Source organism: Cohnella massiliensis, from assembly GCF_900169535.1.
Taxonomy (GTDB): Bacteria; Bacillota; Bacilli; order Paenibacillales; family Paenibacillaceae; genus Cohnella; species Cohnella algarum.
On the sequence record NZ_LT821259.1, the window covers coordinates 157,023 to 179,670 of the forward strand.

At 60.6% G+C, this 22,648-nt stretch carries 22 protein-coding genes; 19 read left to right on the forward strand and 3 right to left on the reverse strand.

What is annotated here, in order from left to right; translation table 11 throughout:
* Window positions 1–6: 6 nt before the first annotated feature.
* Entirely contained in the window at window positions 7–1,038 is a 1,032-nt protein-coding gene (locus B7E11_RS14670; RefSeq protein WP_080840830.1) for a cation diffusion facilitator family transporter, read from the reverse strand.
* Between the two features lie 286 nt (window positions 1,039–1,324).
* Between B7E11_RS14670 and B7E11_RS29990 the strand changes: the two genes are divergently transcribed.
* From B7E11_RS29990 to B7E11_RS14735, 16 genes are all read left to right on the forward strand, one after another.
* Window positions 1,325–1,570 carry a globin family protein gene (locus tag B7E11_RS29990; RefSeq protein ID WP_205428641.1) on the forward strand — a complete coding sequence of 82 codons (246 nt, stop codon included), beginning with the start codon at window positions 1,325–1,327 and terminating at the stop codon, window positions 1,568–1,570.
* Complete coding sequence (locus B7E11_RS29585) at window positions 1,560–1,721, forward strand: hypothetical protein (RefSeq protein ID WP_176220764.1); 162 nt, start codon at window positions 1,560–1,562, stop codon at window positions 1,719–1,721. The genes B7E11_RS29990 and B7E11_RS29585 overlap by 11 nt, the downstream gene beginning before the upstream one ends.
* Window positions 1,718–1,858 (forward strand): methyl-accepting chemotaxis protein, encoded by a 141-nt coding sequence (locus tag B7E11_RS30285; RefSeq protein WP_281256561.1) that lies wholly within the window; start codon window positions 1,718–1,720, stop codon window positions 1,856–1,858. Before B7E11_RS29585 ends, B7E11_RS30285 begins: the two co-directional genes overlap by 4 nt.
* A complete protein-coding gene (locus B7E11_RS30660) occupies window positions 1,840–2,064 on the forward strand; it encodes a hypothetical protein (RefSeq protein ID WP_275901435.1) in 225 nt (74 codons plus the stop codon). Before B7E11_RS30285 ends, B7E11_RS30660 begins: the two co-directional genes overlap by 19 nt.
* Before the next feature lie 1,472 nt (window positions 2,065–3,536).
* The gene (locus tag B7E11_RS14680) at window positions 3,537–4,376 is read left to right on the forward strand and encodes an SPFH domain-containing protein (RefSeq protein ID WP_080835953.1); all 840 of its coding nucleotides are present in this window, start codon (window positions 3,537–3,539) and stop codon (window positions 4,374–4,376) included.
* Window positions 4,377–4,395: 19 nt separating this feature from the next.
* The gene (locus B7E11_RS14685) at window positions 4,396–4,584 is read left to right on the forward strand and encodes a type II toxin-antitoxin system antitoxin (RefSeq protein ID WP_080835955.1); all 189 of its coding nucleotides are present in this window, start codon (window positions 4,396–4,398) and stop codon (window positions 4,582–4,584) included.
* Between the two features lie 81 nt (window positions 4,585–4,665).
* Window positions 4,666–5,415 carry a 5-oxoprolinase subunit PxpB gene (gene pxpB, locus B7E11_RS14690; RefSeq protein WP_245809733.1) on the forward strand — a complete coding sequence of 250 codons (750 nt, stop codon included), beginning with the start codon at window positions 4,666–4,668 and terminating at the stop codon, window positions 5,413–5,415.
* Window positions 5,412–6,464, forward strand: coding sequence for a 5-oxoprolinase subunit C family protein (locus tag B7E11_RS14695; RefSeq protein WP_080835957.1), 1,053 nt, complete (start codon window positions 5,412–5,414; stop codon window positions 6,462–6,464). Before pxpB ends, B7E11_RS14695 begins: the two co-directional genes overlap by 4 nt.
* The gene (locus tag B7E11_RS14700) at window positions 6,461–7,222 is read left to right on the forward strand and encodes a LamB/YcsF family protein (protein ID WP_080835959.1); all 762 of its coding nucleotides are present in this window, start codon (window positions 6,461–6,463) and stop codon (window positions 7,220–7,222) included. Before B7E11_RS14695 ends, B7E11_RS14700 begins: the two co-directional genes overlap by 4 nt.
* A gap of 18 nt (window positions 7,223–7,240) precedes the next feature.
* Complete coding sequence (locus tag B7E11_RS14705) at window positions 7,241–7,930, forward strand: nucleotidyltransferase family protein (protein WP_080835961.1); 690 nt, start codon at window positions 7,241–7,243, stop codon at window positions 7,928–7,930.
* 256 nt (window positions 7,931–8,186) lie between these two features.
* Window positions 8,187–10,025, forward strand: a complete 1,839-nt coding sequence (gene glmS / locus B7E11_RS14710) for a glutamine--fructose-6-phosphate transaminase (isomerizing) (RefSeq protein WP_080835964.1) — start codon at window positions 8,187–8,189, stop codon at window positions 10,023–10,025.
* A gap of 29 nt (window positions 10,026–10,054) precedes the next feature.
* A complete protein-coding gene (locus tag B7E11_RS14715; RefSeq protein ID WP_245809734.1) occupies window positions 10,055–12,274 on the forward strand; it encodes a glycoside hydrolase family 5 protein in 2,220 nt (739 codons plus the stop codon).
* A gap of 4 nt (window positions 12,275–12,278) precedes the next feature.
* Window positions 12,279–13,355, forward strand: a complete 1,077-nt coding sequence (locus tag B7E11_RS14720; protein WP_080835968.1) for a HEAT repeat domain-containing protein — start codon at window positions 12,279–12,281, stop codon at window positions 13,353–13,355.
* Window positions 13,352–14,797 carry a glycosyltransferase family 2 protein gene (locus tag B7E11_RS14725; RefSeq protein ID WP_176220765.1) on the forward strand — a complete coding sequence of 482 codons (1,446 nt, stop codon included), beginning with the start codon at window positions 13,352–13,354 and terminating at the stop codon, window positions 14,795–14,797. The genes B7E11_RS14720 and B7E11_RS14725 overlap by 4 nt, the downstream gene beginning before the upstream one ends.
* Window positions 14,798–15,607: a response regulator transcription factor gene (locus tag B7E11_RS14730; RefSeq protein WP_080835970.1), complete on the forward strand. Its 810-nt coding sequence runs from the start codon at window positions 14,798–14,800 to the stop codon at window positions 15,605–15,607. It begins immediately after the preceding gene.
* Between the two features lie 40 nt (window positions 15,608–15,647).
* Window positions 15,648–17,009, forward strand: coding sequence for a nucleotide sugar dehydrogenase (locus tag B7E11_RS14735; RefSeq protein ID WP_080835972.1), 1,362 nt, complete (start codon window positions 15,648–15,650; stop codon window positions 17,007–17,009).
* A gap of 74 nt (window positions 17,010–17,083) precedes the next feature.
* On the opposite strand, the gene B7E11_RS14740 is transcribed toward B7E11_RS14735, so the two are convergent.
* The gene (locus B7E11_RS14740) at window positions 17,084–18,004 is read right to left on the reverse strand and encodes a hypothetical protein (protein ID WP_139787207.1); all 921 of its coding nucleotides are present in this window, start codon (window positions 18,002–18,004) and stop codon (window positions 17,084–17,086) included.
* Between the two features lie 38 nt (window positions 18,005–18,042).
* Between B7E11_RS14740 and B7E11_RS14745 the strand changes: the two genes are divergently transcribed.
* Complete coding sequence (locus B7E11_RS14745; protein ID WP_080835976.1) at window positions 18,043–18,972, forward strand: hypothetical protein; 930 nt, start codon at window positions 18,043–18,045, stop codon at window positions 18,970–18,972.
* Here the strand turns inward: B7E11_RS14745 and B7E11_RS29595 are convergent, their stop codons facing one another.
* Window positions 18,973–19,116: a hypothetical protein gene (locus B7E11_RS29595; RefSeq protein ID WP_176220766.1), complete on the reverse strand. Its 144-nt coding sequence runs from the start codon at window positions 19,114–19,116 to the stop codon at window positions 18,973–18,975.
* 78 nt (window positions 19,117–19,194) lie between these two features.
* On the opposite strand from B7E11_RS29595, the gene msrB reads away from it, so the two are divergent.
* Together msrB and B7E11_RS14755 are read left to right on the forward strand one after the other, a co-directional pair.
* Window positions 19,195–20,172 (forward strand): peptide-methionine (R)-S-oxide reductase MsrB, encoded by a 978-nt coding sequence (gene msrB / locus B7E11_RS14750; protein ID WP_080835978.1) that lies wholly within the window; start codon window positions 19,195–19,197, stop codon window positions 20,170–20,172.
* Window positions 20,173–20,208: 36 nt separating this feature from the next.
* Complete coding sequence (locus tag B7E11_RS14755) at window positions 20,209–22,404, forward strand: alpha-galactosidase (protein ID WP_080835980.1); 2,196 nt, start codon at window positions 20,209–20,211, stop codon at window positions 22,402–22,404.
* The last annotated feature ends 244 nt before the right edge of the window (window positions 22,405–22,648 follow it).

The following is a 22,648-nucleotide window of genomic DNA, read 5'->3' on the forward strand; positions in this document are numbered from 1 at the left end:
CGGCGGCTAAACTTTGATCTCCCGGTGATGAATCGCCGAGGATTCCACCTGAATCGTCGTGTGCTCGATGCCGTATTTCTGCTCGATGAGGCGGATGGCGTTTTGCAGAACGCCTTGACAGTCTTTTCCGTCCTCGACGAGCACATGGCAGCTTAGCGAGTCGAAGCCCGACGTAATTGTCCAAATATGCAAATCGTGAACGTCTTTGACTCCGTCGATGGCCATCAGGGATTCCTTCACCTCGGCCTGGTCGATGGACGAAGGCGTTCCTTCCATTAAAACGTGAACCGTATGCTGAATGATGCCCCAAGCGCTTTTCAAAATGAGCAGGGAGACGAAGACCGAAATGATCGGATCGGCCGCGTACCAGTCGAAGGCAAGCATGACAACGCCCGCGACGATGGCGCCGACCGAGCCGAGCGCGTCGCCCAGCACATGGAGATAAGCGCTTCTTACGTTGACGTTGTTTTTGACGTCGCCTTGCCGCATAAGCGCCCAAGCGCTCGCGAGGTTCGCCAGCAGACCGACGGCCGCGATCGCCATCATCGATCCGCTCGCCACTTCGGGAGGATTGCCGAACCGCTGAATCGCCTCCCACACGATAAATCCCGCAATGACGAAAAGCGCGATGCCGTTGAACAGCGCGGCCAAAATTTCAAACCGGTAAAAGCCGTACGTTTTGCTCGGGGAAGACGGCTTCGATGCGAACCAGATCGCGACGAGGCTGAGCAGCAAGGCGCTGGCGTCGCTCAGCATGTGCCCGGAGTCAGACAGCAGCGCCAAGCTGTTCGTCCATAAGCCGCCGACGAACTCGAGCGCCATAATGCCGACCGTAATGGACAGGGCGATGGCCAGCCCTTTTTTATTGCCGGATCTTGCATGGTCGTGTCCGTGATGGTGTCCGTGATGGTGGCCGTGATGGTGGTTATGGCCCCCGTGATGATGGGAATGTCCGCGGCTCGGCGATCGTTCGAGATCGTGCTCGTGATCGTGAGAATGCTCGTGATCGTGAGAATGCGTATGCGTATGATTGGTCATCCGGAAAACCCCTTTGCTGCCCGGCAGCGGCGAAACGTCTGCCAAACGTATGATATGCGAAAAAACGAAATCGAACAGCAAAAAAGCAATTTATATATATGAGCAATTATTCATACGTTTATGGTAATGGTTAAAAGCTCCAATGTCAAGCGGAGAGATCATTGTAAAATATGCGTAAACTTCTATTGCAGAATCAGGAATTGATTCCGATATATGTAATAGCACCCATTGATAAAGCCTATCCTCCGGCAATAAGCATCATTGGAATGACAGAAGGGGGATTCGCTTGATCTCATTGCACCCTGATCGGAAAAAACAGTTGGACTACGTCGGCATAACGGATCGGGATTTGTCTATGCTCCATGGAAAAGAAAACGAATTTAACAAAGTGGCGGACCGGCTCGTGGACGAGCTGTACCGGCGAATAAGCGCCATTCCCGAGCTGACGGACATCATGGCTGGCGGCCGAACAAAAAAATCTCCTTACGGGCGTAAACGCCGCCGTTCAGGATTTGTTTTCCATGATGACTGAGCTCAGCGGCAGCGGAGAGCACGTGGCGGAAACGGCGGACCGCACGGCGGAAACGGCGGACCGCACGGCGGAATCGCAAAAGGTTACCCACGGCAGCATCAAGGAATTGGCCGATGAAGTCCGTTCGTGCAAATGCTGGGAACGGTCATGAAAGAAGTCGCCGACCAGTCGCATATTTTAGGGCTGAACGCGGCGATCGAGGCGGCCAGAGCGAACGAATACGGGCGGGGATTCGAAGTGGGGCGGCTGAGATCCCCAAGCTTGCCAGCATGTCCAAGGACTCCTTGAAATCCGTAGAGGATCGGTTGTCTCGCGTCAACCGGCTGCTTTCGCAAGTTCGGCAGGAGTCGGAGCTTGCCGCCGGATACGCGGAAGATCAAGCCGCAAGCGCTCAAAGGCTGCTCTCCTTCGTCCGGATGATCGAAGAGGTCACGCAGCAATTGGAGCATTTAAGAAACGAGTCGCAAAACTGCATTTTATCCGAGGCGAGGTAGGCCATTAGGGGCCTGCCTTTTTTCGTGCGCTTGTGACGGGTTCCCGTTGGCTCAGTGGGTGTTGCGTATTTGCAGACTGATGACGATATCCCGCTGGCTCAGTAGGTGCTGCGGTTTTGCGCGCTTGTGACGGTATCCCGTTGGCTCAGTGGGTGTTGCGTATTTGCAGACTGATGACGATATCCCGCTGGCTCAGTAGGTGCTGCGGTTTTGCGCGCTTGTGACGGTATCCCGTTGGCTCAGTGGGTGTTGCGTATTTGCAGACTGATGACGATATCCCCCGGCTCAGTAGGTGCTGCGGTTTTGCGCGCTTGTGACGGGTTCCCGTTAGCTCAGTGGGTGTTGCGTATTTGCAGACTGATGACGATATCCCGCTGGCTCAGTAGGTGCTGCGGTTTTGCGCGCTTGTGACGGGTTCCCGTTAGCTCAGTGGGTGTTGCGTATTTGCAGACTGATGACGATATCCCGCTGGCTCAGTAGGTGCTGCGGTTTTGCGCGCTTGTGACGGTATCCCGTTGGCTCAGTGGGTGTTGCGTATTTGCAGACTGATGACGATATCCCCCGGCTCAGTAGGTGCTGCGGTTTTGCGCGCTTGTGACGGGTTCCCGTTAGCTCAGTGGGTGTTGCGTATTTGCAGACTGATGACGATATCCCGCTGGCTCAGTAGGTGCTGCGGTTTTGCGCGCTTGTGACGGGTTCCCGTTAGCTCAGTGGGTGTTGCGTATTTGCAGACTGATGACGATATCCCGCTGGCTCAGTAGGTGCTGCGGTTTTGCGCGCTTGTGACGGTATCCCGTTGGCTCAGTGGGTGTTGCGTATTTGCAGACTGATGACGATATTCCGCTGGCTCAGTAGGTGCTGCGGTTTTGCGCGCTTGTGACGATATCCCGCTGGCTCAGTAATCCTTCTGAAAGTTAAAGGTGCCGGTTTCTAGTTGCGATTTAAGCAAAGAGCTTTACTCCTATTTGAAAAACAAGGGATCCGAACCTGAAAATGTGGCTAATTCTGGAGGGGGAGACCGCTGAGCGAAGGGGATACCGTCATAAGGCTGGCGGAGGGAAACATAGAGCCGCGTTACGTTATTGCTGAAATGGGTCGTCAGTCAGCCGACCGGGCAGCTGCTGAGCGAAGGGGATACCGTCATAAGGCTGGCGAAGGGAAACATAGAGCCATGTTACGTTACTGCTGAAATGAGTCGTCAGCCAGCCGACCGGGCAGCTGCTGAGCGAAGGGGATACCGTCATAAGGCTGGCGAAGGGAAACATAGAGCCGCGTTACGTTACTGCTGAAATGGGTCGTCAGCCAGCCGACCGGGCAGCTGCTGAGCGAAGGGGATACCGTCATAAGACTGGGGAAACGTAGCACATTGACTGACGGACCTGCTGAGGCGCCCCTAAAGTTTTACATATAATTGAAAAAGTGATATCATACAAACATCAAAATGATCTACTTCCACGAGAGGGGCACTTTTCATGAAGGAATTCAAAGGTTATAGCGGAAACGGATTTATCGCGCTTGTTCTTACGTTGGCCTTACTGGGAGCCGCCGTTTATACGTTTGCCCAGGAATGGTGGGCGCTCGGAGGCATTTCGTCGTTGGCCGCGCTTCTTCTGCTGACCTCCATTACGGTCATTCAGCCCAATCAAGCGGCGGTAATTACGTTTTTCGGAAAATATTTGGGAACCGTGCGCAAAAGCGGCATCCATTTCGTCGTGCCTCTTTCGAATCGGAGCAAGGTGTCGCTGCGGGTACGCAACTTCAACAGCGCTACGCTGAAGGTGAACGACATCGAGGGAAGCCCGGTGGAAATTGCGGCCGTCGTCGTGTTCAAGGTGATCGATACGGCGAAAGCGCTGTTCGAGGTAGACAAATACGAGCAATTCGTGGAGACGCAAAGCGAATCGGCGCTTCGCCATGTCGCCACGAAGTATCCGTACGACAACGGCGGCGGGGAAGGGGTATCGCTTCGCGGGGATACGGAAATCGTCGCGGCGGAGCTGACGCGCGAGCTGCACGAACGGCTTGCGGCGGCCGGGGTGGAAGTGCTGGAAGCGCGATTGACTCACCTGGCCTACGCTCCGGAAATCGCCGGCGCCATGCTGCAGCGGCAGCAGGCATCCGCGATCGTGGCGGCGCGTCACATAATCGTGGAGGGAGCCGTCGGCATGGTGCAAGCCGCCATCGAGCAATTGGAGAAAGAAGGATACGTTCTGGATGAAGAAAGAAAAGCGGCCATGATGAACAATTTGATGGTTGCCATCGTATCGGACCGCTCCGCCCAACCGGTCGTTAACGCGGGAAGCCTCTACTAAGAGGAGAACGCGACAGAAGATGCCGGCCAAAAAGAGTTTCCCGCTTCGCATCGATCCGAAGCTCTACGAGGAGCTGGAACGGTGGGCGGCCGACGAACTGCGAAGCGTGAACGGCCATATCGAATATTTGCTGCGGGAGGCGCTGCGCCGGGCAGGCCGCGGAGAACGGCGCTCGATGCCCCCGTCCGACGAGGAAAAAGGACCCTGAAGGGAGCTACGGAAGGCTATTGCAGTCTCGGGTCGGGCGGTCTATGATAACTCCAAAGGCTTCAAGGAGGAGTGAACGCTCGTGCAACTGCAACCGGAAATCACGGCGCTCGGCGATGCGGCCGTCATCGCGAAGTTCGGGACGGACATCGATCCCCAGACGCACCGGCGAGTGCGGGCGCTTTACCGCGCGCTGCGGGAACGGCCGTTCGAAGGGATGATCGAAGCGGTGCCGGCGTTTACGTCGGTCGCCGTTTATTACGATAGCATGGCGATGTACCGAAAGCGCATACGGGACCGCACGGTGATGGGTCCGATCGGACCGGAGGAAAGCCCGTTTTTGTGGGTTCGCGATCTATTGGAGAAGCTGCTGGTCGGTCTCGAACGGATCGAGGACGAAGACGAGGACGTCGTCGGCATTCCGGTCTGCTACGGGGGCGAAAACGGACCGGATCTCGAAGCGGTGGCGGTCCGCTGCGGCCTGACGCCGGAGGAGGTCGTCCGTATCCATGCTTCCGGAACGTACAAGGTGTACATGCTCGGCTTCGCCCCCGGGTTTCCATATCTCGGCGGCGTGGATCCGCGCCTTGCCGTCCCGCGCAGGGCGACGCCGCGCCTGTTCGTCGCGCGCGGAAGCGTGGGGCTCGCGGGCGGCCAGACGGGCATCTATCCGGCCGACTCGCCGGGCGGCTGGCAGTTGATCGGGCGTACGCCGCTTTCGTTGTTTTTCCCCGACCGGACGCCGCCGACCTTGCTGAGAGTGGGACAAACCGTCAAATTTATTCCGATCGGCAAGCGCCAATTCGACGAATGGGGAAAGACGGAAACATGAGCGTTTCCGTTCTGAAGCCGGGCCTGCTGACGACGGTGCAGGACGCGGGACGCCTCGGCTACCGGCAGTACGGCATCGTCGAAGGCGGGGCGATGGATCCGTTTGCGTACCGGGCGGCCAACATTCTCGTCGGCAACGCCGCAAACGCGGCGGCGCTGGAGATGACGCTGCTCGGGCCGGCGCTGCTGTTTGAGCGCGAAGCGTTGATTGCGATCGCCGGCGCCGACTTGTCCCCGACGATCGACGGGGAAGCGGCGCCGCTTTGGGAGCCGCTTTTCGTGGCGGCGGGGGCCGTTTTGCGCTTCGGCGCCGCCCGTTCGGGCTGCCGGGCCTATTTGGCGATCGGCGGCGGGTTCGACGTGCCGGTCGTCATGGGGAGCCGATCCACGATGCTCTCCGCGGGGATCGGAGGATTTTCCGGCCGGGCGCTGCAGGAAGGCGATGTCTTGGAACGATTGACGCCAAGCGGTTGCGCTGCCGCGTTAACCTTGCTTGCGCGCGAGCGTCTGAAGCGTCCGAACGGCAAGCGGACGTTTGCCGGGGCGGGCTGGCAGGCTTCGGCGTCCATGCTGCCGGCCTACGGCGCCGAACCGGTCGTTCGCGTTCTTCCGGGAGGGCAGTACGAACGGTTCTCGCCTTCCTACGTCGAACGGTTTTTCGCGGAGGCGTTCGTCGTCGATCCGGAGTCGAACCGGATGGGCTATCGCTTGACGGGGGGAGCGGGAACGAATCCGATCCCGCCCCCCGGCTCCGCCGAGGATGAAATGCTGTCCGAGCCCGTCGCGTTCGGCACGATTCAGGTGCCCTCCGGCGGCAAGCCGATCGTGCTGATGGCCGATCGGCAGACGACCGGCGGCTATCCGCGAATCGCCGAGGCGATCGCGGCCGATCTGCCGCTGCTTGCGCAGCTCAGGCCCGGAGACCGCGTCCGCTTTCGGCTAACGGAGCTATGGGAAGCGCAGCGCCTGAATTTATGGACGGAAGCGGCGCTGGCCGCGCTTCGGGCCGGCGTCCGCGCGAAAGCGACGCGGGGAGGCGGATTCGATTGAAGCGAATGGATTTGAATTGCGATATGGGCGAAAGCTTCGGCGCTTACCGGATCGGACGGGACGAGGACCTGCTCCGCTTCGTCAGCTCGTGCAACATCGCCTGCGGCTTTCACGCCGGCGATCCCCGGACGATGCGCCGGACCGTGCGGCTCGCGCTGGAGCGGGGCGTGGCGATCGGCGCGCACCCGGGGCTGCCCGATCTGGCCGGCTTCGGGCGCCGGGAGATGCGCGTTTCTCCGGACGAGGCGTACGAGATGACCGTCTACCAGCTCGGCGCCCTCGAGGCGTTCGTTCGCTCGGAGGGCGGAAGGCTGCGGCATGTGAAGGCGCATGGGGCGCTCTACAATATGGCGGCAGCCGACGCCGCGCTGGCCGAAGCGATCGCCGAAGCGGTGCGCAAGGTCGATCCCGGGCTCATCCTGTTCGGCCTTGCGAACAGCGAGTGGATCCGGGCCGGCGCCAGGGCAGGCCTTCGCACCGCCGGCGAGGCGTTCGCGGACCGCGCGTACCGGGCCGACGGGACGCTTGTTCCGCGAAGCGAGCCGGATGCGCTTATCCGCGAAGAAGAGCAGGCCGTCGCCCAGGCGCTGCGAATCGCGGAAACGGGCGTCGTCGTAACCGGCGACGGGACGGAAGTGGCGCTGGCCGCGGACACGATATGCCTCCACGGGGACGGCGAGCACGCGCTGCCATTCGCGCGCCGCGTCCGGGAAGCGCTGGAGGAGGCGGGCGTGCTCGTTCGGGCGCCCTGGCTTTAACCGAAGGAGGCGACGGAAATGCCGCATGAACCCGAGACGCAAGGCGAACTCCATGCTGCCGATGCGGCCGCGCAATCGCTTCACCGGGATGCGCAATCGCCTCGCGAGGACGTGTGGATCGTCATCCTCGCCGCCGGCCTGTCGACCCGGATGGGCAGGCCGAAGCCGCTTCTCCCCGCTTGCGGAACGAGTCTGATCCGCCATGTGGCGAGCGCGGCGCTGCGCGCGTCGTCCGCATCCGGCATCGTCGTCGTGTGCGGGACGGAAGAAGCCGCCATCCGCCGGGAACTGGACGGCCTGCCCGTCGCGTTTGCGGTCAATCCGCAGCCCGGGCTGGGGCTGAGCGGCTCCCTCGCGGCGGGCATTCGCCGGATCGAGGAACTGCGGGGAGCGGCGGCGGTCGTCCTGCTGGGCGATCAGCCGGATCTCCGGGCCGAGACGATCGACCGGGCGATCGGCCTGTACCGGGAGACGGGCTGCCTTGCCGCGCAGGCGCGCTACGAAGGGAAGCCCGGCCATCCGGTGCTGCTCGACCGGCGGCTGTTTCCCGAGCTGCTGGCCGTCGAAGGCGATGTCGGCGCGCGGGACGTGCTGGCGCTTCATCGGAAGGATGTCCGTTTTGTCGATTCGCCCGGGCCGATGCCGGTCGATCTCGATACTCCGCAGGAATATGAGCTATGGCTGCGAAAGACGTTAAAATCCAAATAATAAAATCTTAATCCCGCTACAATGCGACGCATTGCGGCGGGATTTTCTTTTTTTTCCCGCCGCGCCGGACATTTCGGGGCTTTCAGCCGCTTTGGAAATGAAAGAATTGTAAGTTTTTCCTGGGCCGATTGTGAGAATTCCTACACGCAATGTTAGAAATCTCTCAGGCAAGCCGCTTTTGCCCGGTTTATGATACATGGTGCAACAACGGAATCGACAGCAACGCAATCGAATGCTGAGTCTGGAGTGATCGAATTTGTGCGGAATTATGGGATATATCGGCGACAAGTCTTCGCCGAGCATTTTGCTTGAGGGATTGAAAAAGCTGGAGTACCGCGGCTACGACTCGGCAGGAATCGCGGTTTGCGCCGAAGGCGGACTCCGGGTCGTGAAAGCGAAAGGGCGGATCGCCGATCTGGAACGGCGCCTTGAGCAGACGGAAATGCCGGCCGGCACGATCGGCATCGGCCATACCCGGTGGGCGACGCACGGCAAGCCTTCCGACCAAAACTCGCATCCGCACACGTGCGGCGAGCAAAACATTTCCGTCGTGCACAACGGCATTATCGAAAATTACATGGAACTGAAAGAAGAACTGGTCGCCGGCGGCGTCGAGTTCGTGTCGGAAACCGACACGGAAGTGATCGGCCATCTGATCGCCTCGCATTACGAGGGCGACATCGTCAAAGCCGTGCAGGCGGCGACGCGCCGGATGCGCGGCGCTTATGCGCTGGCGGTGCTGTCCGCGCGGGAGCCGGACAAGCTGATCGCGGTGCGGCTGCACAGCCCGCTCATCATCGGGATCGGCGACGGGGAGCATTTTATCGGCTCCGACATTCCCGCGATTTTGGAGCATACCCGCGACGTGTACATCCTCGACGACGGGGAAATGGCGGTGCTGACCCGGCAAGAGGCGAAGCTGATGACGATCGAAGGCAACTTTATCAAAAAGGAGCCGTTTCGCGTCCATTGGGACTTGGCCGTCGCGGAAAAAGCCGGCTACGACCACTTCATGCTCAAGGAAATCCACGATCAGCCGCAGGCGTTCCGCGATACGCTGAGCACCCGTCTGCTCACCGGATACCCGTGGATCTACTTTCCGGAGCTGAAGCTTTCGAAGGAACGGCTGAACGCGTTCGACCGCGTGCATATCGTCGCCTGCGGCACCGCCTTCCACGCCGGCCTCGTCGGCCGGCAGGCGATCGAAAAATGGGCCCGGCTCCCGGCCGAGGCGGACGTCGCCTCGGAGTACCGGTACCGCTCGCCGATCGTCGGGCCGAACACGCTCGTCCTCGTCGTCAGCCAATCGGGCGAGACGGCGGACACGCTGGCCGCGCTTCGCGAGGCCAAGCGGCATGGCGCTTACGCCGTCGCGGTGACGAACGTCGTCGGCAGCACGGTTGCCCGGGAAGCCGACGACGTCTTGTTCACCTGGGCCGGCCCGGAAATTTCGGTCGCCTCGACCAAGGCGTACACGACCCAGCTTCTCGTCCTGTACGCGTTCGCGCTGCATCTGGCATGCGCGCGGGGAACGATGGCGGACGCCGACATCGGCGAAGTCGTCCGGTCGCTTCAGGCGCTGCCGGATCAGGCGGAAACGGCGCTGCGGCAATCCGCCGCGGAAGTGAAAGCTTATGCGGAGGAAATCGCCGCCCGCGATCATCTGTTTTTCATCGGCCGCGGCATGGACTACGCGGCCGCGATGGAGGCTTCGCTCAAGCTGAAGGAAGTTTCGTACATCCATTCCGAAGCCTACGCGGCAGGCGAGCTCAAGCACGGCACGCTCGCGCTGATCGAGGAGGGCACGCCGGTCGTGGCGCTGGCCACCGATCCTTATCTGACGGAGAAAACCGTCAGCAATATCCGCGAAGTGATGGCGCGCGGCGCCCGCGTGCTCGGCGTCGCGCCCGCTTCGCAGGCGGAAGAGCTGGCGCGCCAGGCCGGCAGGGCGCTGCCCTTGCCCGATACGCATCCGATGCTGATGCCGGCGCTGGCCGCCATTCCGCTGCAGCTGCTCGCTTACTACGCTTCCGTTGCGCGGGGCTTTGACGTGGACAAGCCCCGAAATCTCGCCAAAAGCGTAACCGTCGAATAATGGCGGGCACGGGCGGACGGCGGAGCGGCTTGGGCCGGGGCGCCAAGCGGCTGCTCGGCATCGGGCTGCTTGCGGTCGTCTGCGCGTCCGGTTTTTACCTGTGGAGCCATTTCGTTTACGCGGACAAGGAAGTGGAACGGCTGACGGCCGAAGATGGCACGCGGCTGAAATTTCGGACCGAGGGCGAGGTCATCCAGATCTACGAGGATGGAGCCTGGCAGCCGCTTTTCGTGCAAGGGGTCAACCTGGGCGCGACGGTCCCGGGACATTTTCCCGGCGAATTTCCGGTCGCGCGGGACGATTACATGCGCTGGTTCGCCCAGATCAAGGAGATGGGCGCGAACGTCATTCGCGTCTATACGCGCCATCAGCCGGTCTTCTACTCGAGCCTTGTCGAGTTCAACAACAAACACGCGGACGATCCGCTTTATTTCATACAGGGCATCTGGTCGCCGGAGGAGCAGCTGATCGAGAAGCGCGACGCCTACGACGAAGAGATTAAGGCGGCATTCCTCGCGGAGATCGAAAAAGACGTCAAAGCCGTGTACGGCGATTTGGAGGAGCCGGAGTCCCCGGGCAAAAGCTCGGGAAGCTACCGGACGAACGCGGGGCAATATTTGCTCGCGTGGAGCATCGGCACCGAGTGGGACCCCGAAATGGTCGCGAACACGAACGAGCTGCACGCCGACAAAAAGGCGTTCGCCGGCGATTATTTCGCCGCTTCCGAAGGCGCCACGGCGTTCGAAGCCTGGCTCGCCCGGATGCTCGACCGCGCCGCCGCGACGGAGATCGCCTACGGCTGGCAGCATCCGATGACGTTCACGAACTGGGTGACGACGGACGTGCTGTCCCACCCGGAAGAGCCGCTGTTTACCGAGGATATGGTCAGCGTCGACGCGACGCATGTCCGGCCCGTCGATTGGAACGCCGGCTACTTCGCCTCTTACCATGCCTACCCGTATTATCCGGATTTTTTCCGCGTCGGCGACAAGGACGGGCGGACGGATACGTACGCGGCGTATTTGCGGCGACTGAAAGCATACCACAAGGACATCCCGCTCATGGTGACGGAGTACGGCGTGCCGTCCTCGGCCGGGGTCTCTCACGAAGGCCCGCTCGGCCGCTCGCAGGGCGGCCACAACGAGGCGGAGCAGGGGGAAATCGACGCCGACATGACGAAAATGATCCACGGCGAAGGCTATGCCGGGGCGATCCTGTTCATGTGGCAGGACGAGTGGTTCAAGAAGACGTGGAACACGATGCCGATGGAGCTGCCGGAGGACCGGCGGGCCTACTGGCTCAACGTGCTGACGAACGAAAAGCAGTTCGGGCTGCTCGGCATGTACCCGGGACTGGAGGACAAGCTCCGCATCGACGGAGACGGCCGCGATTGGGACGAGCTGGACGAGACGGAAAAAACGGAGCTTGCCGCAAGCGTCCCCGGCGTCGAGTCGATTTACGCGGCGCACGACGAAGCGTATGTTTACTTGTCGATCCGGCTTGACCGCGAGTTCGATCCGGACAAGAAGACGCTCCATATCGGCGCGGACACGCTGCCCGGCGGCAACCGCCACGGCAAGGAGCTGCCGGGCGTCACGCTGAACGAGGGGCTGGAGACGCTCGTGACGATCGGCAAGGACGACGAAACGGGCGTTCGGATCGCCGCCAACTACGATATGGAAAAGCGGCTGTACGGGTTCGTCTACGGCATGATCGACATGACCGAAGCGGAGCTGGCGGACGACTCCGGCCTGTTCAACGAATGGAGGCTGCCGCTGAGCCTGAAGATGGAGCCGCCCGATACGAAACCCGCCCATCCCTACGAGAACGTCGTCGTGGGCGGCCTCAGGCGCGGAACGAACAGTCCCGCCTCGCCGGCGTTCGATTCGCTTGCGATGTGGCAGTACGAAGGCGGCTTCATCGAGCTTCGCGTTCCATGGATGCTGCTCGGCATCGCCGATCCGAGCTCGCTTCAGGCCGTGAGTTACGAAATGCCGGACAAGGCGTTCAAGACGGAGACGATCGCGGGCATCCGCTTCGTCCCGTGGATCGTCGACAAGCAGACGAACGCCGTTTCGGGCCTGAATGCGGAGGAGGCGGGCGGCCGACCGTACGACCTGTCGCAAGCGCCGCTGTACGCATGGGATGGCTGGGAGACGGTCGCGTATACGGAACGGCTGAAGACCGGCTATTTCATGATGCAGAACGCGTACCGCGAAATCGGCGGCAAGCCGAAAACGGGAGGCTAAAAAAGTGTATTCGAATTTGCAAATGGCCCGTTACTTCATTTTGGCCATGCTGGCGTTGATCGCCATCGGGCTTATTGTCCTGTTCGCGTTGAAATTGTCCGGGAACCGGAAACGGAAGCTCGCGGAACGAACGAACGCCAAATACGACGACTGGTTTACGTACGTGCTCGCCAATCTGGACGGCGCGGACAAGCTTCACGCGCCGCCGACGCCGCCGACGCCCGCGGAAAGCCGTTTCGTCCAGGACCGGCTGCTTCACTGGATCGAGCGGCTCAAAGGCGTGCAGCAAGCGAAGCTGATCGCGCTGTGCGAGGAGATGGGCTTCGCGGAGGCCGAGCTCGCGAGGCTCGGAAGCCCGTTCGAGTGGGTGAAGCTCGACGCCGCGCACCGGCTCGGCTGCATGCGCGCCAGCCGGGCCGTTCCGGGAATGCTTGCGCTGCTCAAGTCCGTCAAAGGGCCGCTGGCGTTCATCGTCGCCCGGGCGATCGCCAAAAGCGCCGGCCAGCTTGGCGAATTGCGCGAAATGGCGCTGACGCTGCTGGCTTACCGGACGGACTCTTACGAGCTGATCGCGGATATTTTGCTGGAATCGGAGCTGGACAGCTCGCGGATCGTCGCCGACTTTTTGCAGAGCGAGGAAGAGGGCAAAACGCTGCTGGCGCTGGCGGCGATGCGAAAACGCCCGCCGGGCGATTTCACGGAGCGGCTGATCGGGCTGACCGGCTCGAGAGAGAAGGAGGTACGCCTGCAGGCGGCCCGGCTGCTGACGCTGGAAGGAGCCGCCACGCCGGCGGAACGGCTGGAGCGGATGCTCGCCCATCCGGATTGGGAGATCCGGGCGCTCGCGGCCGAAGCGCTGGGCCGGAGCGGCCGGGCCGAAAGCGTCGCTCCGCTGCGCGAAGCGCTTGAAGACGACGAATGGCACGTTCGCTACAACGGCGCCAAAAGTCTCGCCCAATACGGAAAAGAAGGCCTTGCGGAGCTTTACCGGACGGCGAACGCGAAAAACGCCGGCCCTTCGGCCGAAGCCGCGCAGGCCGTCATCCGCGAGCAAATGGCGTTTCCAGGAGGTACGAAATGAGAGAGCTTTTGCTCGGCTACGGCACGGTCGTCATGTACTACGTCATGGCGGTCAGCCTGCTTTATTTTGTCGTGTTGTTTTTGTCGTACAAAGGGGTTTACGGAATGATCAAAGGAGCGGTGTATTCGCGCTTCCGGTCGCTGTCCGGCTCGGAGTACGCGCCGCCCGTCTCGCTGCTCGTTCCCGCGTACAACGAGGAACTGACCATCATCGAGAACGTGAAGTCGCTGCTTACGCTGAGCTACCATACGTACGAGGTCATCGTCGTCAACGACGGCTCGAAGGACAATACGCTGCAGGTGCTGATCGAGGCGTTCCGGCTGCGGCCGAAAACGGACGAGACGGTGCATTACGAGATCGATTGCACGAAAATCAAGACGGTGTACCATAACCCGGATTACCCGAATTTGTACGTCGTGGACAAAAGCAACGGCGGCAAGGCCGATTCGCTGAACGCCGGCATCAACCTGTCGCACTACCCGCTGATCTGCTCGATCGACGCGGATTCCCTGCTGGAGAAGGACGCGCTTATCCGCATGTCGCGGGTCTACATGGAAAACCCGACGGAAACGGTCGCGATCGGAGGCAACGTCCGGATCGCGAACGGCTGCACGATCCGCGACGGCGACATTGCGGACGTGCGCCTGCCGAAAAAAATGTGGCCGATGTTCCAAACGCTCGAATACATGAAGGCGTTTCTCGGCGGCCGGATCGGCTGGAGCCATATTAACGGCCTCATTATCGTATCCGGGGCGTTCGGGATGTTCCGCAAGGACACTGTCGTCAAAGTCGGGGGCTACCGCGACGGCTACCCCGGCGAAGACATGAACATCATTATCAAGCTTCACCGGTACATGCTCGAAAACAAGCTGCCGTACCGCGTCGCCTATTGCCCGGACGCCGTTTGCTGGACCCAAGCTCCGGACTCGTACCGGATTCTGAGCAGCCAGCGCAAGCGCTGGGGCCGCGGCAATTTGAAAAACATGCTGGAAAACCGCGACCTGTTTTTCAATCCGAAGTACAAGGTGTTCGGCCTGCTGACGGTTCCGTACAACGTGCTGTTCGAAACGCTGAACCCGTATTTCAAGCTCACCGGCCTGCTGGCGCTCGTCGGGTACGTCGCGATGGATATGACGCAGTGGCCGATTTTGCTGACGTTCGCGATCATCAACTTTTTGAACGGCTATTTGCTGGCCGTAGGCAGTCTCGTGCTGGAGGAGCTGGCGTTCCGCCGCTACCCGAGCGTGAAGGATACGTTCAAAATGATCGGCTTCGCCGCGCTCATGTTTTTGGGCTACTACCAGATCGGGGTGCTTTGGCGGCTGCAGGGACACATCGAATTTTTGCGCAAAAACAATTCCTGGGGCGTCATGACGAGACAAAGCTGGAATCAGGATTCGGGAACGAAGCCATCGACCGTAACGACAGGAGGAGAGGCATAGATGAGCAGCGCTTCGGTCGCAAGCAAGCTGAATGACAGAATGTATCAAGCGGTGTTGGAAAAATATTGGTTCGACAAGCAGGCGAAGCCGGTCCAATGCGGCATTTTGCTCGTCCGCAGCATGGGGGCGTTCGACGATATGCTGCATGCCGTGCGTTCGCTCCTGGAGACCGAGCGTCGGATGCCGGTCGAAGCGCTGGCCGATCCGGCGGAACGTCGGGCCGCTTTCCTGCTGTTCGATTCTCCCTGGAGCGAAACGCATTATATGGCGCTCCTGGTCAAGGGGCTGCTGGCGAAAATCGCGGCGGGCGACTACGTCGTCATGCTTGCCGGCGTGGGCGAGCGGGCGGAACGGAATCCGCAATGGTTCGACGAAGTCGTCGAACGGTTCGAGCAGCTGCCCGCCGGCGAGGAAATCGCGCTGTTTCACGAGCGGAAGGCGGCGAGCGGTTCGCAGTCGGTGCTGCTCGTCGACGGCGACGAGGAGGAGAGCGGCTATTTGCAGCTGCGCCTCCGCATGAAGGGCTATCGCGTGCTGGCCGCGCGCGACGGGAAGCGCGGACTCGAGCTGTTCCGCAGGGAAAAGCCCGACGTCGTCGTGACGGATCTCAACCTGTCCGGCATCGACGGCTACCATCTGCTGACCCGCATCAAGGGAGAAGATCCGGAGGCGGCCGGCAAAATCGTCGTTTTCACCGACAACCGGGCGGAGGAAACGAAGCGGAAATGTTTTGCCCTCGGCGTCGCGGATTACGTGACCAAGCCGTTTTCCCCGGTCGAGCTGGAAGCCCGGATCGAACGGTTGTTATAAAACGTTTGCCCATTATTGCCCAATAAGGAGGAATTCAATTATGAACGCCAATTATTCGCGTCTTTACCGGGCGATCGAAACGAAGCAGGCCAAGCTGGGCGTCATCGGGCTTGGCTATGTCGGCTTGCCGCTGGCCGTCGAAATGGTTCGCCAGGGCTTCACCGTGCACGGCATCGACGTGGACGAAAATCGGGTCGTCCGGCTTCAGCGCGGCGAGTCCTACGTCAAGGACGTGTCCGACGACAAACTGTGCGAATCGCTGGCCTCCGGCAAGTTTCGGCCGACGACGGACTACTCCGTGCTGGCGGATCTGGACGCGGTATCGATATGCGTGCCGACGCCGCTCAGCGCCAACCAGGACCCGGACACTTCGTATATTGTCTATGTCGTCGACCGGATCAAGCAGCATATGCGAAAAGGGCTTCTCATTATTTTGGAAAGCACGACCTATCCGGGAACGACCGAAGAATTGATCGAGACCGAGCTGCGCCGGCTCGGGCTTCAGGTCGGGCGAGACTATTTCCTGTGCTTTTCTCCCGAGCGGGTCGATCCGTCCAACGAAAAGTTCGCTACTTACAATACGCCCAAAGTGCTCGGCGGCACGACGCCCGCCTGCTCGCAGCTCGGCGTCCTGCTTTACGAAAATATCGTGCAAACCGTCGTCCCCGTCTCCTCGCCCAAAGTGGCGGAGATGTCCAAGCTGCTCGAAAACACGTTCCGCAGCGTCAACATCGCGTTCATTAATGAGATGGCGATGATGTGCGAGCGGATGTCGATCGACATTTGGGAAGTGATCAAGGCGGCGAGCACGAAGCCGTTCGGCTTCATGCCGTTTTACCCGGGCCCGGGCATCGGCGGACACTGCATTCCGCTCGATCCGATGTATTTGTCGTGGAAAGCGAAGGGCTACCGTTTCTACAGCAGCTTTATCGAGCTGGCCCAATCGGTCAACACGAACATGCCTTATTACGTGATGAACAAGACGGCGAACATATTGAACCGCGACGCCAAGTCGCTGCGAAACTCGAAAATATTGATTCTCGGCATGGCGTACAAGCCGAACGTGGACGATTTGCGCGAATCGCCCGGGCTGGAGCTGTACGAGCTGTTCCGCAAGGGCGGCGCCCTCGTCGAGTATTACGATCCGTTCGCGACGTCGTTCAAGGACCAGGAGGGCGAAACCGTCCGTTCGGTCGCCTATCATCTCGATAAATTCCGCGCTTACGATTGCTTCGTGCTCGTGACCGATCACGACGCCTTCGCTTACGGCGAACTGGCCGCGCTCGGCGTGCCGATCGTCGATACGCGCAATGCGCTGAAAGAGTTCGACCTGCCTCATATTCATCGCTTGGGCGCTCCCGTGGAGCAGCAGCTTCCGGTCGTTCAGCCGTCCGCGGGCTGAGCCGGGAGGGATGCGGCATAAGCGCAAACGGCAAAAAAACGCCGGCCCTTTCGACAAAGGGGCCGGCGTTTTTTTCAACTTTCGATTCGCATCCAATTGGCGAGATCGTGCACGGCGATGCCGCCGAAGGCCGGGGAGTCTCCGTATTCCCGTCGGATGCGGTCGGCGACGCCGCGGAAGCTGTCGGGACCCTCCTCGTAAAACGTCAGGAGGTTGTCGCTGTCCTTCGCGACGTTGAGGCCGATCCACACGGTGCGGCCGGTTTCGGCGGCGTGGTCCATTTCGCCCCGGACGAGCGAGAGGACGCCGTTGTTTCCTTCGGCTTCGTCCCTGTAGGACATGAGCGCGACCGAATCGACGGAGGACATCATCCATTGGTCCAGCGTAACGGAATCGCCGTTGCCGGCCTTGGCGGGAATGCGGTCGAGCCAGAACGGCAGGTCCACGCCGGTCTCGAGGCCGCGGAGCCGGGCGAAGGAGACGAATTCCTCCATCATTTCGATCCAGCGGCTTGCGACGAGCGCTTCGTCCGCTTCCCACTCGTCCAGCAAATAGGGCTCGACGTCCAGATGGATGCCGGCGAATTTTTCCGCCTCCTCCGCCGTTTCATTGTATTCGGCGACGCGGGCGAGAAAATCGCTCATCCCGCCGCGCTTGCCGGGCAGTACCCAATCGCGTTCCCCGCCGAGCGCGTGGACCTCGATTCCGGCTTCGGCGGCTTTTCGGATGAAGGAACGGAACATTTCGTTCGTTTCGCCTGCGCCCATATCGTCGGTCGTATGCACGTACGCGTATCGGACGTCGCGTTCCCGCATGAAAGAGACGATGCCGTCCGCGCTGCCGCCGTTTTCGTCGAGCAGCGATTTCAAATCCCAGACCCAGGTTGCGGAATTGCGGTTTATATTTTCCGTGGACGGGCCGCACCACTTCACCAAGCCGGCAATCAACAGCAAGGCTGCCGCCGCAGCGGCAATGGCAATGCGTTTTTTTCTCATGGCGGTCATTTTAACATTACGCGAAGGGATGATCAAATTTGCGAAACTTCATGGGACGAGCGTCCTTTCTGCTGGCCGTCGCGGCGATGATCGGATTCGGGTGGCAGCTGCCGCAAGCGCAAGCCGCCGAAACGGCGCAAGCGGATCAAGCGGATCAAGATGGCCAAGCCCAAGCAACTCAACCCGCGATCAAGGCGACCTGGCTGTGGGATACGCCGCAAATTCGCGAATCCGGCGCCGAGATGCTCGACTTTTTGGAACGGAAAGGCATTAACGTCGTCTACCTGCAAATCAACCGCGACGTGAAGCCGGCGGAGTACGGAGCATTCATTCGCGAAGCGGGGGCGCGGGGGATCGCGGTCGAGGCGCTCGACGGACGAGCCTCCTGGGGGCTCCTGAGCGGGCGCGCGGGAATCGACGCGTTTCTGGACTGGGTCGAGACGTACCAGGCCGCAGCCGCCCCGGAGGAGCGCTTTTCCGGCCTTCATGTCGACATCGAGCCTTATGCCATGGCTTCCTGGAACATGGAAGACGAGACGCTGATCGCGCAATGGCAAAAAAACGTCTCCTATTTGGCCCGACGCGCCGGCGAGATCGGCTTGCCGCTTGCGGCCGACCTGCCGTTCTGGCTGCATCAGTACCGTTCCGCGACCAGCGACGAGTCGCTCAGCTTCTGGATGATCCGCAAGCTGGACGCGGTGACGATACTGGCCTACCGGAACTCGGCCGAGTCCATTGCCGCCATGGCGGCGAAGGAGCTGTCCGAGGCGGCCGATCTCGGCGTCCCCGCGACCGTCGCGGTGGAAACGAAGGGGATCGACGAAGGCGCGGCGGTAACCTTTTCCGGAAAAAGCGCGGCTTTCATGGACGAGCAGCTGGCGAAAGCGAGCGCGTTGATCGACAAAAAGCATAACGCCTTCGCGGGGATCGCCATCCATGATTATCACAGCTGGATCAAGCTGAACTGATCAGTGGTTGTTGCCGGAGCTGTTGCCTTTTTTGTCGGACGTTTTCGTTTGGGTGTTTTTGGCGCCGTGCCCTTGCTGCTTGGACAACGTTCTTCCTCCTTTTCGGCCGATTGCCGCTAGTGTTCCCGATCGTTCCCGTTTCATGAATTTGCGGCCGGACTCTGTTAAAATAGAGGCAGGAACAAAAACATTCAGGCATAAACATTACGGGGAGGTTCGACGATGAGCGATACGAGTCGTCAAGATAACGCTTATGAGCTGGCAACGTTCGCGGGAGGCTGCTTCTGGTGCATGGTGACTCCGTTCGAGGAGCTGCCCGGAATCATTCGGGTCGTGTCGGGTTATACGGGAGGCCACGTTCCCGATCCGACGTATGAAGAGGTCTGCTCCGAGACGACCGGCCACGCCGAAGCGGTCCAAATCACGTTCGATCCGGAGCTGATGCCGTACGGGAAGCTGCTCGGCCTGTTCTGGCGCCAAATCGATCCGACCGACGAGGGCGGACAATTCCATGATCGGGGGTCGTCGTACCGCACTGCCATTTTTTATCACAGCGAGGAGCAGCGTCGGGAAGCCGAGCGATCCAAAAAGGAGCTTGCGGCGAGCGGACGCTTCGGCAGGCCGATCGTCACGGAAATCGTGCCTGCGCAGCCGTTTTATCCCGCCGAGGAATACCATCAGGACTACCATAAGAAAAATCCGCTCCGTTACCGGATGTACCGCAAAGGGTCCGGCCGGGACGCTTTTATCGCCGCCCATTGGAATACGCCGGAAGACAAGCGGCGGCTGAAGGAGAGGCTTACCGATCTGCAGTACGAAGTTACGCAAAACAACGCGACGGAGCCTCCTTTCCGCAACGAATTTTGGGATAATCACCGGGAAGGCATTTACGTGGATATCGTGTCGGGAGAACCGCTGTTCAGTTCGACGGACAAATACGACTCCGGCTGCGGCTGGCCGAGCTTCACGAAGCCTTTGGAACCGCAGAACGTCCGGGAAAAAGAAGACTACAGCCATTTCATGATCCGCACGGAGGTGCGCAGTACGGACGCCGACTCCCATTTGGGCCATGTCTTTCCGGACGGTCCCCAACCGACGGGGCTTCGATACTGCATCAACTCGGCCGCGCTGCGCTTCGTTCCGAAGGAAGAAATGGAAGGGGCAGGGTACGGAAAATATTTGAAGCTGTTCGACAACTAAGCTTTCCAAAGCGAATTAGCAGAGGGTGTGAACAATTTGCCGATCGAGTTTGAAGCGTCGACCCGTACCTTTCATTTGCAATCGGGAAATATCAGCTATGCGCTGCGAATCGTAAAAGACGGCTATCTCGCCCACGTTTACTGGGGCCGCAAAGTCAAAGCCCCGGCGTTCGGGGACCCGATTCCGTCGACGTCAAGGCCTTCCTTCCAGCCCAACCCGTTTCCGGAGGATGAAACCTTTTCGCTGGACACGCTGCCTCAGGAGTATCCGGGGTACGGCACGAGCGATTTTCGCGCTCCGGCTTACCAAGTGCGCCTCGCCGACGGCACGACGATCAGCGAGTTCAAATACGCCGGGCACCGGATTATGGCGGGCAAGCCGGCGCTGGAGGGGCTTCCTTCGGTATACGCCGAAAGCGAGGGCGAAGCCGAAACGCTGGAAATCGAGCTCGCGGACGCCGCAGCCGGGCTGCGGCTGATCGCAAGCTACACCGCGTTCCGCGACCACGACGCGATCGCGCGATCCGTTCGCATCGTGAACGAAAGCGGACGGCCGGTACGCGTCCTGCGGCTGCTGAGCGCAAACGTCGATTTCTCGCATGCCCGGTTCGACGGGCTGCATTTGTCGGGAACCTGGACGCGCGAGCGGCATATCGAGCGGCGAGGGCTCGCGCCGGGGATGCTGTCGATCGAGAGCCGCAGGGGCGCAAGCGGCCACCAGCATAACCCGTTTCTGGCCGTCGTTTCTCCGGATACGACCGAGGACCAGGGCGACGCGTACGGCTTCAACCTGGTATACAGCGGCAACTTTACGGCGTATGCCGAGGTCGATCAGTTTGCGACGACCCGGGTTGCGATCGGGCTGAACCCGTTCGACTTCGAATGGCTGCTGGAAGCCGGGGAGTCGCTTCAATCGCCCGAGGCCGTGCTCGTTTATTCGCCCGAAGGCCTGGGCGGCATGTCCCGGACGTTCCACAGGCTGTATCGCACCCGATTGTGCCGCGGCGCTTTCCGGGACAAAGAGCGTCCGATCCTGATCAACAACTGGGAGGCCACGTATTTCGACTTCGATGCCGAAAAGCTGATGCGGATCGTTCGGGCGGCCAAACCATTGGGCATCGAGCTGTTCGTGCTGGACGACGGCTGGTTCGGCCGCCGCAACGACGACAAGCGCTCGCTCGGAGACTGGTTCGTCAACAAGGAGAAGCTGCCGGGCGGGCTCGAGGGGTTGGCCGCTCAGGTCAACGATCAAGGGCTTCAATTCGGCCTGTGGGTCGAGCCGGAGATGATTTCTCCGGACAGCGACTTGTACCGCGCGCACCCGGACTGGTGCCTGCACGTGCCGGATCGGCGGCGGACCACGGGGCGCAACCAGCTGGTGCTCGACTTCTCCCGCCGGGAAGTGCGGGACGCCATCTACGAGCAATTGGAAAACGTGTTTTCGAGCGCGCCGATCGCTTACGTCAAATGGGACATGAACCGCAATATGACGGAAATCGGCTCCGCCGCCCTGCCGCCCGAGCGGCAGCGGGAAACGGCCCACCGGTACATGCTTGGCTTATACGAACTGCTGGAGCGGATCACGAAGGCGTTCCCCCACATCCTGTTCGAAAGCTGCGCCGGGGGAGGCGGACGTTTCGACCCGGGTATGCTGTACTACATGCCGCAAACGTGGACGAGCGACGACACCGACGCGATCGAACGGCTGAAAATCCAATTCGGCACGAGTCTCGTCTATCCGGTCAGCGCGATGGGGAGTCACGTGTCGGCCGTCCCGAATCATCAGGTGCACCGCTTCACGTCGATCGAAATCAGGGGACACGTCGCCATGTCCGGCAATTTCGGCTACGAGTTGGACCTGTCCAAGCTGGAGGAAGACGAGAAAACCGCCATCCGAGCCCAGGTCGAGGAATACAAAGAAATCCGCGGCCTGGTTCAGCAGGGCGATTTTTACCGGTTGCTGAGCCCGTTCGAAGGCAACGAAACCGCCTGGCAGTTCGTATCCCAGGACAAGTCCGAGGCCTACGCCGTATACGTCCGGACGCTCGCGGTGCCGAACGGTCCGCTGAGCCGGCTTCGCTTCAAAGGCCTCGACCCCGACAAAAGCTACTCGCTTCTCGGAACGGATCGCGTTTACGGCGGCGACGAGCTGATGTACGCCGGCCTGCCGGTACCGAATATGCGCGGCGATTTCCGCAGCGTGACGTTCCGGTTGAAAGAGGCGCGGGCTTAACCCGTTGGCAGCGGCATCCTCTTCGATTCAAATATTGTTCGGCATAAACTTTTCGGCTTTCCGGATCTCTCGATTCGGGAGGCCGTTTTCTTTGGGGACGGCGGGTTGGGGGAGACTATCCATTTATTTTTCCCTTACGACGATATCCCGTTCGCTCAGAAGCTCGCCAAAACGAATTGCCGCAAAAATTCGCTAGTCACGATCACCCTCACCAAAACGAATTACCGCAAGAATTTTCGCTAGC

What these genes read in the sequence shown, in the direction of transcription:
- B7E11_RS14670 (WP_080840830.1), bottom strand. Translation starts at nt 1,038, where the DNA reads ATGACCAATCATACGCATACGCATTCTCACGATCACGAGCATTCTCAC.
- B7E11_RS14740 (WP_139787207.1), bottom strand. Translation starts at nt 18,004, where the DNA reads ATGAGAAAAAAACGCATTGCCATTGCCGCTGCGGCGGCAGCCTTGCTG.
- B7E11_RS14735 (WP_080835972.1), top strand. Translation starts at nt 15,648, where the DNA reads ATGAACGCCAATTATTCGCGTCTTTACCGGGCGATCGAAACGAAGCAG.
- B7E11_RS30285 (WP_281256561.1), top strand. Translation starts at nt 1,718, where the DNA reads ATGAAAGAAGTCGCCGACCAGTCGCATATTTTAGGGCTGAACGCGGCG.
- B7E11_RS29585 (WP_176220764.1), top strand. Translation starts at nt 1,560, where the DNA reads ATGATGACTGAGCTCAGCGGCAGCGGAGAGCACGTGGCGGAAACGGCG.
- B7E11_RS14685 (WP_080835955.1), top strand. Translation starts at nt 4,396, where the DNA reads ATGCCGGCCAAAAAGAGTTTCCCGCTTCGCATCGATCCGAAGCTCTAC.
- B7E11_RS14725 (WP_176220765.1), top strand. Translation starts at nt 13,352, where the DNA reads ATGAGAGAGCTTTTGCTCGGCTACGGCACGGTCGTCATGTACTACGTC.
- B7E11_RS14680 (WP_080835953.1), top strand. Translation starts at nt 3,537, where the DNA reads ATGAAGGAATTCAAAGGTTATAGCGGAAACGGATTTATCGCGCTTGTT.
- msrB (WP_080835978.1), top strand. Translation starts at nt 19,195, where the DNA reads ATGAGCGATACGAGTCGTCAAGATAACGCTTATGAGCTGGCAACGTTC.
- B7E11_RS14705 (WP_080835961.1), top strand. Translation starts at nt 7,241, where the DNA reads ATGCCGCATGAACCCGAGACGCAAGGCGAACTCCATGCTGCCGATGCG.
- B7E11_RS29595 (WP_176220766.1), bottom strand. Translation starts at nt 19,116, where the DNA reads ATGAAACGGGAACGATCGGGAACACTAGCGGCAATCGGCCGAAAAGGA.
- B7E11_RS30660 (WP_275901435.1), top strand. Translation starts at nt 1,840, where the DNA reads ATGTCCAAGGACTCCTTGAAATCCGTAGAGGATCGGTTGTCTCGCGTC.
- B7E11_RS14730 (WP_080835970.1), top strand. Translation starts at nt 14,798, where the DNA reads ATGAGCAGCGCTTCGGTCGCAAGCAAGCTGAATGACAGAATGTATCAA.
- B7E11_RS14695 (WP_080835957.1), top strand. Translation starts at nt 5,412, where the DNA reads ATGAGCGTTTCCGTTCTGAAGCCGGGCCTGCTGACGACGGTGCAGGAC.